The organism is Furfurilactobacillus entadae, from assembly GCF_045862745.1.
Taxonomy (GTDB): Bacteria; Bacillota; Bacilli; order Lactobacillales; family Lactobacillaceae; genus Furfurilactobacillus; species Furfurilactobacillus entadae.
The window spans coordinates 40,532-52,363 of sequence record NZ_BQXN01000017.1 but is presented as its reverse complement, the minus strand read 5'-3'; the positions used below and the strand labels follow the sequence as shown (position 1 = coordinate 52,363).

20 protein-coding genes are annotated in these 11,832 nt (G+C 46.0%); 13 read left to right on the top strand and 7 right to left on the bottom strand.

Going from position 1 to position 11,832, the window contains the following annotated elements; translation table 11 throughout:
- The 10 genes from ACKTR5_RS08145 to ACKTR5_RS08100 form a co-directional block, all read left to right on the top strand.
- A partial coding sequence (locus tag ACKTR5_RS08145; RefSeq protein WP_407880656.1) for a hypothetical protein occupies positions 1–348 on the top strand: 348 nt, incomplete at its 5' end.
- A gap of 14 nt (positions 349–362) precedes the next feature.
- Positions 363–662: a hypothetical protein gene (locus tag ACKTR5_RS08140; RefSeq protein WP_407880655.1), complete on the top strand. Its 300-nt coding sequence runs from the start codon at positions 363–365 to the stop codon at positions 660–662.
- Between the two features lie 168 nt (positions 663–830).
- Positions 831–1,241 carry a hypothetical protein gene (locus ACKTR5_RS08135; RefSeq protein WP_407880653.1) on the top strand — a complete coding sequence of 137 codons (411 nt, stop codon included), beginning with the start codon at positions 831–833 and terminating at the stop codon, positions 1,239–1,241.
- Positions 1,234–1,464 (top strand): hypothetical protein, encoded by a 231-nt coding sequence (locus tag ACKTR5_RS08130; protein WP_407880652.1) that lies wholly within the window; start codon positions 1,234–1,236, stop codon positions 1,462–1,464. Before ACKTR5_RS08135 ends, ACKTR5_RS08130 begins: the two co-directional genes overlap by 8 nt.
- On the top strand, positions 1,457–1,876 hold the full coding sequence (locus ACKTR5_RS08125; RefSeq protein ID WP_407880650.1) for a phage holin, LLH family: 420 nt from the start codon (positions 1,457–1,459) through the stop codon (positions 1,874–1,876). The genes ACKTR5_RS08130 and ACKTR5_RS08125 overlap by 8 nt, the downstream gene beginning before the upstream one ends.
- Entirely contained in the window at positions 1,876–2,751 is an 876-nt protein-coding gene (locus ACKTR5_RS08120; protein WP_407880648.1) for a peptidoglycan amidohydrolase family protein, read from the top strand. The genes ACKTR5_RS08125 and ACKTR5_RS08120 overlap by 1 nt, the downstream gene beginning before the upstream one ends.
- Positions 2,752–2,976: 225 nt before the next feature.
- Positions 2,977–3,372, top strand: a complete 396-nt coding sequence (locus ACKTR5_RS08115; RefSeq protein WP_407880646.1) for a hypothetical protein — start codon at positions 2,977–2,979, stop codon at positions 3,370–3,372.
- Positions 3,372–3,794: a hypothetical protein gene (locus ACKTR5_RS08110; RefSeq protein ID WP_407880644.1), complete on the top strand. Its 423-nt coding sequence runs from the start codon at positions 3,372–3,374 to the stop codon at positions 3,792–3,794. The genes ACKTR5_RS08115 and ACKTR5_RS08110 overlap by 1 nt, the downstream gene beginning before the upstream one ends.
- Before the next feature lie 300 nt (positions 3,795–4,094).
- Positions 4,095–4,220: a hypothetical protein gene (locus ACKTR5_RS08105; protein ID WP_407880642.1), complete on the top strand. Its 126-nt coding sequence runs from the start codon at positions 4,095–4,097 to the stop codon at positions 4,218–4,220.
- Positions 4,211–4,402, top strand: a complete 192-nt coding sequence (locus ACKTR5_RS08100; protein WP_407880640.1) for a hypothetical protein — start codon at positions 4,211–4,213, stop codon at positions 4,400–4,402. The genes ACKTR5_RS08105 and ACKTR5_RS08100 overlap by 10 nt, the downstream gene beginning before the upstream one ends.
- Positions 4,403–4,413: 11 nt before the next feature.
- On the opposite strand, the gene ACKTR5_RS08095 is transcribed toward ACKTR5_RS08100, so the two are convergent.
- The 5 genes from ACKTR5_RS08095 to ACKTR5_RS08075 all read right to left on the bottom strand — a co-directional run bounded on the left by ACKTR5_RS08095 (position 4,414) and on the right by ACKTR5_RS08075 (position 6,906).
- The gene (locus tag ACKTR5_RS08095) at positions 4,414–4,740 is read right to left on the bottom strand and encodes an acetyl-CoA carboxylase (RefSeq protein WP_407880639.1); all 327 of its coding nucleotides are present in this window, start codon (positions 4,738–4,740) and stop codon (positions 4,414–4,416) included.
- 2 nt (positions 4,741–4,742) lie between these two features.
- Positions 4,743–4,958 carry a hypothetical protein gene (locus tag ACKTR5_RS08090; RefSeq protein WP_407880637.1) on the bottom strand — a complete coding sequence of 72 codons (216 nt, stop codon included), beginning with the start codon at positions 4,956–4,958 and terminating at the stop codon, positions 4,743–4,745.
- Positions 4,959–5,531: 573 nt separating this feature from the next.
- The gene (locus ACKTR5_RS08085) at positions 5,532–5,828 is read right to left on the bottom strand and encodes a putative quinol monooxygenase (protein ID WP_407880636.1); all 297 of its coding nucleotides are present in this window, start codon (positions 5,826–5,828) and stop codon (positions 5,532–5,534) included.
- A 20-nt stretch (positions 5,829–5,848) separates the two neighbouring features.
- Positions 5,849–6,145 carry a putative quinol monooxygenase gene (locus tag ACKTR5_RS08080; RefSeq protein ID WP_407880635.1) on the bottom strand — a complete coding sequence of 99 codons (297 nt, stop codon included), beginning with the start codon at positions 6,143–6,145 and terminating at the stop codon, positions 5,849–5,851.
- An 11-nt stretch (positions 6,146–6,156) separates the two neighbouring features.
- A complete protein-coding gene (locus tag ACKTR5_RS08075; RefSeq protein ID WP_407880633.1) occupies positions 6,157–6,906 on the bottom strand; it encodes an SDR family oxidoreductase in 750 nt (249 codons plus the stop codon).
- 200 nt (positions 6,907–7,106) lie between these two features.
- Between ACKTR5_RS08075 and ACKTR5_RS08070 the strand changes: the two genes are divergently transcribed.
- From ACKTR5_RS08070 to ACKTR5_RS08060, 3 genes are all read left to right on the top strand, one after another.
- A complete protein-coding gene (locus ACKTR5_RS08070; protein ID WP_407880632.1) occupies positions 7,107–7,487 on the top strand; it encodes a winged helix-turn-helix transcriptional regulator in 381 nt (126 codons plus the stop codon).
- Positions 7,488–7,651: 164 nt separating this feature from the next.
- Complete coding sequence (locus ACKTR5_RS08065; RefSeq protein ID WP_407880630.1) at positions 7,652–7,870, top strand: CsbD family protein; 219 nt, start codon at positions 7,652–7,654, stop codon at positions 7,868–7,870.
- A gap of 143 nt (positions 7,871–8,013) precedes the next feature.
- On the top strand, positions 8,014–8,244 hold the full coding sequence (locus tag ACKTR5_RS08060; RefSeq protein WP_407880629.1) for a hypothetical protein: 231 nt from the start codon (positions 8,014–8,016) through the stop codon (positions 8,242–8,244).
- A gap of 72 nt (positions 8,245–8,316) precedes the next feature.
- Here ACKTR5_RS08060 and ACKTR5_RS08055 read toward each other — a convergent pair whose 3' ends face one another.
- Together ACKTR5_RS08055 and ACKTR5_RS08050 are read right to left on the bottom strand one after the other, a co-directional pair.
- Positions 8,317–10,317, bottom strand: coding sequence for a cation:proton antiporter (locus tag ACKTR5_RS08055; protein WP_407880628.1), 2,001 nt, complete (start codon positions 10,315–10,317; stop codon positions 8,317–8,319).
- A gap of 21 nt (positions 10,318–10,338) precedes the next feature.
- On the bottom strand, positions 10,339–11,694 hold the full coding sequence (locus ACKTR5_RS08050) for a hypothetical protein (RefSeq protein WP_407880627.1): 1,356 nt from the start codon (positions 11,692–11,694) through the stop codon (positions 10,339–10,341).
- Positions 11,695–11,832 lie beyond the last annotated feature (138 nt).

Sequence of the window (11,832 nt, the reverse complement as noted above, 5' to 3'; positions counted from 1 at the left end):
GGCTACATTGTGACTGCTAAACGAATGGGGAACACCGTGATGTATGCATTCTCGGTCGACAACAATCGTAAACAAGTTAAAGGATGGACACAATTCACAGATGCAGGGTTTATCCCGGCGGGATTCAGACCAACAACTTCCCATTATTTAACGGCAGAAAGTGCGCCAGGAATCATTGATGGCAAGCCAGCTGACTGGGCCTCTGGATTCTTGGTTGTTAACCCAGATGGCAGTTTGGCAACTCGGGCGTTCGTTATTCCGTCCGCAGTGACCGACAATCCAGATTCATCTTGGGTAAATGCCAAAGGCACCGCAATCACTAGTGACGACTACCCAGCAAGTAATTAATAAGGAGAAAAGACATGATTGAATACTACAAATATGACCCAAAAACATTTGCATACGCTGGTGCCGGTGTGGGCGATAAGGTGCCAGAAAACGCCACAGCAACGCCAATTACTGGACTGGTGGGCAACATCGTTTACAACCCGGCGTCGAACGGGTGGACTGGGGACCGTTTACCAGCAACACCAGATCAGACAGCAAATCAACCCACGACTGATCAGTTGTTGATGATGAACTTGACGCAGCAAGTGGCAGCCTTGAATACAAAAGTGGCCGCCTTAACGGCAAGTAACGCGACGAAAGGGGCGAATGCATAATGTTTCCTACATTTGACGATTTAAAGATGTTTAAGTCATGGGGTGCCAGTGTTTCATACTTCCAGTTCTATTTGGACAATGGAATTATCACACAGGACCAATTTAAGGAACTTACTGCTTAACAGTACGTAATATTCATAAATTCTAAATCGAAAGAAGGTGTGACGATTGCGTACTCAATTCAGACGTTTTAAAGCCTGGTATCGCGTGTTGTTTCGTTCGAACTTTGGCGCCTTAGGCATTGCGTTGTTTTATTTTTCCGAGGGCCTTTATGTTATCTGTAACCCGGACTACTTGAGGGCTCAAGAACGCTTTGGCTGGCTGATTGGGTGGATCGATGACAAATGGTTTGGGTTCCTGCTGGTGGCCATTGCGGCGGTCTTGTTCCTAAGCATTACTCGACATGTACAAAGCATTAAACGTCCGTTAATCACGTTTAGTGCTTTTTTGTTTGGCGTCTACTCGGGCATTTTCATCTTGCGGTCCATTGATGGTTTTCCGAACTCATCATGGGCGCTGGCTTTAATGGGCCTATGGCTCTCAATCGGGATCACGAAGTATGGTGATTTCGATGAATAACTGGGCCAAGTTTTTTGAAGCAATTAAGGATGCCGGTCTGTTTCCGTTTTTGACAGGCCTAGTGCCGGCATTCTTCGCCTGGCGAAATTCACACACGAACAGCCAGACTAAAATTTTACAGATGAGTTTAGACCAGCTCAACAGGAACTACAAAGACGTCATTAACGAACGTGACGCGTTAAAAAAGGAGCTCGAAGAATTAAAGGAGAAGAAGAATGGGTAAGTTAAATATTAATGATGTGGTCACTTGGCTGTTAGCCAGTGGCCTTTTTACGTGGGCCTATTTTGGTTTGTTGTCACCCATGCTTCATCAATGGGTAGCCACGCAAAAGGCGTCTAAAGGGCGACAGATTGAAGAATTGCTCCTGAATTTAGCTGATACAGCAGTTCAGGGTTTAGCCACGAATTACAACATGACTGGGGCCACCAAGAAGAGTGCGGCAGTGCAACGTGTTAATAAGGCATTAGCGGACAAAGGGATTAATGTTGATGACCAACGCATCCAAGATACAGTTGAGCGTGCCTACCAGACGTTTGCTCAAACTGACGCGCCAGCCATTAAGCAACAGGCAAAATTACATCAACAACCACAGACCGGCGGTCCAGTTAAGCCACAAGACAAGGGGGCAAAGTAATGTCAGTCGATACAAATGCCGTTATTCAATGGTTCCGTGATCGTGAAGGACAATTAACATACAGCATGTACGGCTCTCGCAATGGGAGTGATGGGACAGCGGATTGTTCAGGGTCCATGACCGAGGCGCTGTATCAAGCAGGCGCTGGTCGTTACAGCTACCTGTACTCAACAGAAACCATTCACGAGTATCTTACAGCGAATGGGTTTGAATGCATTGTTGAAAATGACCAAAACGGTTGGGACGCTCAGCCGGGTGATATTGTTATCTGGGGACAACGGGGTTCATCGGCTGGCGCCGGTGGTCACATTATGGTGATGACGAGTGGTGATCCAGACAATAACTGTATCTCGACTTGTTATTACACTGGTGGCGAAGAAGGGACCGCTGTGCAAGAGCTAGGGTATGACTATTTCGCTTCGCTGGATGGCTATCCATATTATTACGTCTATCGGTTGACTGGTAATGGCAATGAACAAACGCCAACGCCACAGCCAGTTCCAGCGCCATCACGCGATAAATCAGCCGTTCAGCAATTTAAAGATGCTGGCGGCTGGGTTAAGTTCAACGGGCACCCCTGGTTACTTGATCAGGTCGAGTTTATTAACGGCTGCTGGCAGGGGCTGTCACATGAACTATCTGCGGCTAGTTCTAGCGATCAGTTAAGTTGGGATGACAATGGTGTGCCCCTGGTATTTGTTTCGTTAACTGATAACCTTAATCAAAATGACGCCACTCCAGGCAATCATTTCAAGTTCGATAAAGACGAGTGGTTAATTGCAGACTACGACGAAGGTTCAAACGCAATCGCGATTGATCTGGGAGCGGATTATGGATTGATTTGGTTCAACGCAGACGCGTGTTTAAAAGCATAGTTAAATGAAAAAAAGGCTCTAACTTCCTAAAATCACGGGAGGTTAGAGCCTTTTTTTATTAAAGCAAATTAATTTTACGAAATAGTGTCAACTATAGTTGACACTCGCAATACTAAGCGTTATTATGTATTTGTAATCAAGTGAGACAAAAAAGGCCCGCCGAAGCGGACCGGTCCTGCAAGACCTCCCTTGATTATACAATTTAAAAAATCGAGGTAAAGAACAATGAATGAATACGTTGAAGAAATGAATGTGCATGCTAACGGTGTTGTACTTGATGGTTTAAAATCAGCGGACCAATTAACCGAGGAAGAACTCAACTTGCTCACGATGCAATACGACAAAAAGATGGACGATTACGCTACATTCCGCGTAATGAAAAACAAACATGGCCGGGTTCTGCGCGTGCGAGCACACGATTATTCAGCACAAAAACAAATTGAAAATGAAGCCGAAAAACAAGCAGTAAGTGTGCTTGACCAGATGGCTGTAGCCTATGGATCGAAGTCCCAGCGCCGCCAAGCCTTGTCAAAAATGCGTCGTTCTAACAAAAATGTACCGTCACAAAAGGCCGTTGAAGCTGCTCTGACAACTATCCATGGCGAAGGGGGGGTCTATTAATGGCATTGAGCGAATTACAACGTGCACGGTTATTGTTGTCGGACTTCGATGGCAATGTAAGCGCACTGGTTAAAAAACTGGGAATTACGCGGCAAGCCTATTATTACTATAAAAATGGCGATCGTAATATTGAGGATGCTAGCTACAATGTTGTTCATCGTATGGCCATGGAACATGCCACGTGGGTTAATGAACAAATCACTAAACAACCGGAGTTTCTGATGTTCTTGCGAACGCTGAATGCCTATTTAAAAGATATGGTGCAGGAGCAAAATGAACTGGCTAATAGTCCAGAAGCGGCCTCCGATGACATGGCTATTGCGGCCATGTTAGGTGAGCTCAACAAATATGTTGCAAACGATCAGCAATTGCAGATGGATTTGTTTAGTGCGTATGCGCGGGCACTTCCAGATAATAAATAAAAAATCCTCTTTACCCATACTAAAATGGGTAAAGAGGATTTTTAGCTATTTAATTGTAGATTTTCTGTTGACATATAGTACTATGCATAGTACTATATAAATGTACCAAAGAGGAGGTGAGTAAATTGCCCCGCTTAAAAGTAAAAAAGCCACAATCGGTAAGCCTAACCCTGAAAGTTAACTTACTAATCATAGCTTTTGAGATTACTGTTAAGTGGTAAGTGATTACCACACAAGAGGGAGTTCGCCCTCCCTCTTTGGTACATTTTTAGTATAACACAAAATAATGGGGTGACTAACATGAAGCTATTTGAATCAAAGCACGTTAAAATAGTGGTCCGCCGCACAACACGTAAAGAACGGGTGGAGGGGATTGTTGCCTTAATAATCGTCTTGGCATTCGTGGGGTGGTTATTATGGCAGTAACACAAACAGAACGTAATAAAAAATGGGCTAATAAAAATAAAGCCCACGCTAGCTATTTAAGCGACCGTTCACGCGCAAGAAGTTTCATTAGAAACAAGGCCACTGTGGAGGATTTAAAAGAGTTGCTGACATTGATTGATGAAAAGCAGAAAACGATTCAGCAAGACGAACAGAATAGTTAGAATTGCTTACCTTATCTAGCTTCCTCTTTACTGATCCTTGGCTCAATTCGTTTCATTGTTGATGGCCACTTTGCTTCTCCAAATGCATTAAACTCAAATACTAGCAGTGTTTGCTTGCGGATTTCTTTAATCACTTCCTCAAGATAATAAAGTTCATAGTGATCCACATCATATATAGGGATTGAACGCGTCCGACGTCCTTTGTGCATTATTAGCATGAAAAAGTTGTAGGTCTTGTCGTATTTGTCATTGGCAATCTGAATGTGGTATTGGCACCCGGGAGCACGTGTAAATAGTTTGTTGACGCCTTCCATTATCGATTTAACATCTTTATTCATAATTACTTCCTATTTATGACCCGCAAATAGTCCTTTTTTGATTTATGCACATACTTGCCGTGGGTAGTGTTGATCCATTCGTCGAATTCTATTTTGAGACGTTCGACTTTTTCTGGGTCAGATTTAACGGATTCATAAATCGGAAGCGCGGTTAAAAAGAAGCGAGTGCCCTTATTGATATTAAGAAGTTGAGCCAACCACATTTGATCGTCTGACATAGAATCACCCTTTGGATTTGTTATCTCTGATTATACGAACTAGCGTTCGATATATCAAGAGTGAAGTGTAGCTAATGCAGATTGCTCTTAATTCAAAAATGTTTCCTTGGATGTTTCCTCTAGTATAGAAGTAGTGAAAACATTGAAAACGATGAAAACGCTATAAACGTTATTACAGCGGCATTTTTACTGTAATGAAACTAAAGAGAGTTAATGCTATTATATGACGAACATGTTTGCCTTGCTTGGAAAACCTGGCTTTGAAGAACAAACGAAAGAAATCCAAAACCGCGTGCAGGACTAGGGATTAGCGCACAATTAAGTGTCAAAACAGGTATGCACTCACTTAGTTTTTTCGTGCTTGCGGTTGCCATATTGGTTGCCATCGGGAGAAATTGCATTAGCCTGTATCGAAAAGTCATCCGTTCGTGGATGACTTTTTTCTTTGCCATGAGTCCACCGTTTGCAGGTAGTGCGGCAAGTCAGCATTTGAAACAAAGCGAGAATGTAAACGATCAAAAACCCGCCATCAATCTACCGATGGCGGGTTTAAAATAGGTGACAGCATGTCACTTATTCGGCTGTTGGAAGTTCCCGAAAGACCTTTACGTCCATGTCGTGGCTCAGGAGTGGCGTAACTTGAGCTAGAAAGTCCGTAAAGTGCGTGGCTGCGTGATGTGCATCCAGTGCGACTTGATCAGCATACTGTTCAATAAACACGAATTCACCCGCGTGTTCAACGGATTGATACATGTCGTAGCGTAAGTTACCAGGTTCACTTTGGGTGCCAGCGATAAGGGCGTCTGTGAACATTAAGTATGCATCAACGTCCGTTGGTTTGACATAAACTGTCGCATTAATTGTAATCATTGTTTTTCTCCTCTAATTGATTATTCCGTTGCGCCAAGACCATCAAAAATCATGACGTCCATTGGTGCATTTGTAATCGGTGCTAATGCCGTTAAGAATGCTTGGAAATGGGCCGAATCACGGTGGGCAACGATGGCTGCTTGATCCGCATAAACTTCAACAAAGACAAAGTCACTGTTGCAAGCGTGACGATGATAGAGATCAAAGCGGGTGTTGCCCACTTCAGCCCGCGAACTGGTCGTTAAGGCCTGGGCTAGTTTCATAAAGGTTGCTTCTTTTCCGGGTTGAACGTGAACCGTTGCGTTAATTGTTTTCATCATGGTGCTCCTTAATAATCTCGTTGTGCTGTGGACCGTAAAATCACTTCGTTAATACCGACGTTAGCCGGCGTATCAATGGCATACACGACGGCTGTAGCGACGTCCGTTGCTGTTAACCCCGTTTCCGCTTCGCTTTTCAGGACGGCAGCGCGTAACTCAGGGTCAGAAATGGTTGAGGCTAATCCTGTTTGGGCATGCCCTGGTGAAATCAACGTTGACTTGATTCCTTTACCGACTTCCTCGGACCGCAAGCCTTCCATCACAGCCCGCATTGCATACTTTGTGCCAGAGTAAACGGCTGATCCTAAGCCAACAAAGTGACCGGCCACAGAATCCGTTGTGATGATGTGGCCGCTCTGCTGAGCTTCCATTATTGGTAATACTGCTTTAATGCCGTACAAGGCACCCTTTAAGTTAATGTCGATCATCGCTTCCCATTCGTCGACCTTACCATCGCGGAGCATTGAAACGGGCATTAACCCAGCGTTGTTGAAGAGGACGTCAATGCGACCAAAATGCTGTTTTGCCAAGGTGATCAGTGATTCAACTTCGGCCAATTTAGTCACATCCGTTGGTTGGTAAATAACGTTTGCTTGATAAGTGCTGATTAACTCGTTTGCTAACGTTGCCAGCGCTTCTTCACGACGTGCTGCTAAAACTAACTTTGCGCCGCGCTCTGCGAGTAGTGTTGCCGTTTGAGCACCGATCCCGCTTGACGCACCGGTAATGATAACGACTTTATCTTTTACGTTTTCCATTTTAAACTGAGCCTTCGCTTTCCGTGTTGATGATTAGTTTACTGCACCTGAACCCATAAACAATTACGCACTTTAAGCTTACTAAGGCACTTTAAGGTAAGTTTTGTGCACCAGCTCGAGTTAGGCGGCCCATTTTATTGTTTTATTTTTACCTGCAAATGGTGTAGCCTTTTCCTATAATCACCAGAGGAGGACCACGGATGAGCGAACCACAAACGATTTATAAAAATGGTGTTCAAGCCACACTCGCAGTTATGGGAAATAAATGGAAACCGTTGATTTTGTGTCACCTTGGGCACGGCCCGATGCGAACGGCGGACGTGCGCCGTGCCGTTGCCGGAATCTCACCAAAAGTGTTAACGGATCAACTGCGTGAACTGGAGAATGATGGCATCATCGCCCGGAAGGTCTACAATGAAGTTCCCCCACACGTGGAATATTCAGTTACCGAATACGGAAAATCGTTAAACAGTGTGCTGATTGCGATGTCCGAGTGGGGCGAAGACCGGATTAAAATCCTGCAGGCTCAGGGGAAGAACGCAAACTTATTGTTTCCCGATCACGACGGGTATGAGCATTAATCAGTTACCAGCGGTAATGGCGCCCAAATAATGGGGGCCATTTTAGTTTGTCGACAGAAGCAGTTTATTCGCGTCATGAGTAGTCAGCCTTTACACTGTAAGTATGAAGGACTGCGAGCCTTTAGTTTTTGATAACTCACCGAATTGTTCAAGGGGGTAAGCGTATGGCACTAGACGATAAAGTGGATGCTAAAAAGGATCAACTGGTTGGGAAGGCCAAGGAAACTGCTGGCCATGTAACGGGTGATGAACAAACAGAAGCAAAGGGTAAGGGCCAAGAACTATTAGGGAAGGCCAAAGAAGAAACCCAAAAGGTAACGGGAAAGCTTAGCGAGGAAGCTGGGAAACTGGCGGACAAAGCAAAGAAAAAGTTAGACCGCTAACCAACTTAAAGTGGCCCTGCCAGGTGGATTAAACCATCAGGCAGGGCCATTGTTGTGAAAGCAGATTTTTTGCGAAAGGGGATTAACTACTTTTAAATGGGAACTATAAATAACTGATGTTCATCAAGAAAGTAGGAATTGCCATGATTACAAATGCCAACGAATTTTTAGCTGATTTACACCGGGTGCTTCGCGGCGCCGCGACCCGTGCGGATGATGACGTTACCAGAACACTGCGGTTAGTGGCGTATCAGCTAAAGGAACGACATTCCTTGCATTACCGATTGTCACGTTGGCGGAGTGTGGATGCACAGGATCATGAGTTCACTTTCCGGGCAAACTCAAATGGTAGTTATACCTACTTACATGCATAATGAATCGGCTTAAATCAAAATCGGCGTGCGCCCTCGATGAAAAGGACGCACGCCGATTTTGATTTGGGTGCATTACCGAATAAACGTGTCGTTATTTTGAATGTACGCCATTTCGTCGAAGATGATGTGTTGTTGCAGATGTTGAGCGGTTTCTAAACTCAGGTTGTCACGCGTGATGGCAGTTTGAAAATACTCATACTCAGCGTGAAACGCGGTCAAGAACAGCTGATAAACAATGCGTGCATCGGGTTCAGGCATGGTCATCCGCCGGTGGCGTTCCCGGTAAAAGCGTTGAACGGCGTGAAGCTCAACGGAAGTTGTGCCACCATGAGCGCGGCGATAGCGTTTAAGAGCCTTCATGACGGCTTGAAAACCGGCTTCCTCAATGGGCCGAATATCCTCGCCATGGACATCAAATTGTTTTTGCCAATAGCGCTGTTCCGTGATGACCGGGGTGGTAAAAAAGACGTTTTGACCGACAGTAACATTTTGGTAACGGGTCATGTTAATGCTGAAGCGAAGCCGAAGCCAGATGTTTTTCCAGGGGCGGGTGTCCGCTGACAGTAAGTTCAGATCAATGAACTGGTGGTAGTACTTGCGTTCAGAATGACTGATCTTTTCGTCGTTGTAGAGTTTCTCAATGGCGTCGTGTTCAGCGGCCGCGGCGTATTCGTACAGGATGTGGCGCTGTCGCCGGTGTAAACGTGCGTTTTGGTGAAGTTGTTGACTCAATGCATCCAGGACAATTTGCGTTTCTGCTGGATGATCAGTGTCACTACGAACGGTATTCATGGCAACCATCACCATTTCGCGGGTCCATTGCGACATCGGTTTAACAACTTCCTCAGGCGGAAGGGCGGTCATCCGGGGCACCGTAATTGCGGCAACGGTTAAACTGAGCAAAATAACAACGGCAACAATAAAGATAAGCGCATTTCGGTCAATGAGGACGTGAGCACCACTAATTGTTGGCAGGAGAAAGGCCAGTGATAAGGAGATGGTTCCGCTGGCTCCGCTGACGGCAATGAGTAAACTGTCTTGCCACCGGTGGTCACGAGATACGTGCATCCAAACAAGGTAACGGGCCCACAGTAACCGAATGAGGAACTTTAGCCCGTACAACGAAAGTCCGATGAGGAGGAGAACCCACAGAAAACCAGGACGTTTAAGGATGATTTGGGCGACGATTGCTGGCAGGGAAATCCCCAGAAAAATGAACACGATTCCGGTTAGACCTTCCTCGACCAGGTCCCAGATGTTACTCCGAACCAGTTGCATGCGGGTGGAAATGAGTTGTAAATGATCGTTTTCTAGTCCCTGAACGATGCCGGCAGCGACCACCGCCAGAATACCGGAGAGGTCAAAGTGTTCGGCCGTAAAATAGACCAAAAATGGCACCAATAGCTCCAGTGCAATCATGACAAACGGACTGTCATCACCCCAAATAATCAGGCACTGCCGCACGCCATAGAAGAGCGCGCCAATAATCGCACCACAGAGAAGGCCACCAATAAACTGAACGAAAAAGGAACTAAACGCGTTTGTTGCCGAGAAGGTTCCCGTTGTGAAGGCTAGTAAGGCAAGGTCAAAGGCCACAAATCCGGAAGCATCATTAAAGAGTGACTCGTTTTGAAGAATCGTAAACGGAATGCTTAGGTCTGGATTGGGTTTTGCAAAGGCACTGACAGCCGAGGCATCGGTCGGTGTGACGATGGCACAAAGGGCAAAGGCTAAACTGAGTGGTAGGAAGGCAAATAAGCTGTGAAGTGCCGCGCCAACCACCACAACGGTCGTGATCACTAACAGAATGGATAATGACACAATGTTGATGGCCCCACGGCCGATCCAATAACGTGAGGCGGATTGGGCCTCGTTATAAAGGAGCGGCGCCACAATAAAGAATAAGAATAACGCAGGATCAAAAATGTAATTGTGGTACAGCGGAAAGAGTGATAAAACGAGCCCCGCCGCGATAAAACACAGTGGTAGTGGCAGGAAGCCGGCATGATGGTGCACGAGGACCGAAAAGACGACGGCGATAAGGATCAAAAGTACAAAAAAGGTACTGGTCATGAGTGAACTCCGTTTCAAAAATTACTTGGTGGATGATGAGCGGCGAAGACGCCAGTTAGCCACGCCCCACCCAATGAGTAACAACCCGTCAATGAGATCGTTTAGCGGGCCGATGGTGCTGTGATGAAGGGCAGTGGCGAGCGTGGGCGTCAATTTGAAGAACATAATGATTGAGAAGTGTTGGGTAACACCAAACGTTAATAGGAGGGCGAAAAAACAGAGTTGAAATAACTGACTGCCATATGCGGACAACCGGTACTTATAAAAGAGGGCAACGTCCTTACTGAGGCCACTTTTGAAGTACAGGTCATTATTAAAGTAGGGATTGAGAAAGCCGACGTACAGGGAGAGTAAGAGAATCCCCAGAACAAACGTCCACGGTTGATTCAGGATAATGAGGAGGGTTGCTGATAACGGCCACCACCGATCTAACAATTGCCGATGATCGATCAGGACGGGGAACCACTTTGGTAACCGGGGGCCAATCTGAAAACCAATCAAATAAGTACTAAAGATGACGAGTGGTCCATGGGTTCCCCAGAATAAACCGCCATAAAAGGTGGCGTAAAAGAGGACAAAGTTTAGGAGAAAGCCCCGGAAGACAAGGCGAATGTCAATGTCAGCCAGAAGTTTCGTGTCCAACAGCAATTCGCGGAGCGTCATCACAAACGCAATCAAAATGAGCGCAATTAGTAATGGATACAGGTAGCCGCCAACGGACTGTTTGCGGGCCAACGCTAAACTTGCAATGATCCCAGCAAAAAAGAGGAGGGGAACCAACCGCCACATGCGCGGCCGTTGATCTGCATGAAGGTCAGCCTGTTGATACACAGGAGCAAGGTTATAGACGAGGCGAATGGCACTGGGTAAGGCGGCTGCGTACAGAATTGCGAGCGCCCCAAATGCAAGGTGAAGGCTGGGATGAAGCAAGTCAATGCCAATAACGCCGCCAAGACTAAGTAGAAAAATGAACCAGTGATAGGGCTTCGGTGCAAACGTGCCGTACGTGGTGGCGTGTAGCTTGATGGTTAAAAAGTAGGGCCATAACGTGGCGGCACTGTAACCAAGAGGCAACCCACCAATGATGAGCCAGAGCGTGGTGCTAGGTGCAATCGTATAGATAAGGGCCCCCAGAAGACCACAAAGAAGGTTCAGGAGAAGGTACTGGCTCGACTTTAGGCGAAGGTGGAGACCCCCCAAAAAAGAGACGGCCCGGGTTGTGTAGATGGTGAGCAGGCCAATTAACAATGCTGTTGAATGGAGCTGATTATAGGCGAGGAGAATGAACAGGTAGGGCAACAACACGCCAAGGTTTGCAATGCTGTTTAGGGCACCATATGAAAGGGTGAAACCAAGGGTATTTGGGGTGGGCTTCATGGCTGTGCTCCTTTAATGGATAATGATCGATGCGAATAAATAAACACACTTAGTGTACCAGTAATTAGTGGCTATGCGTTAGTTTGAACCAATTCACACGCGGTAGCGATCAAAGAATGGCTAATAAAGGCATTTTGG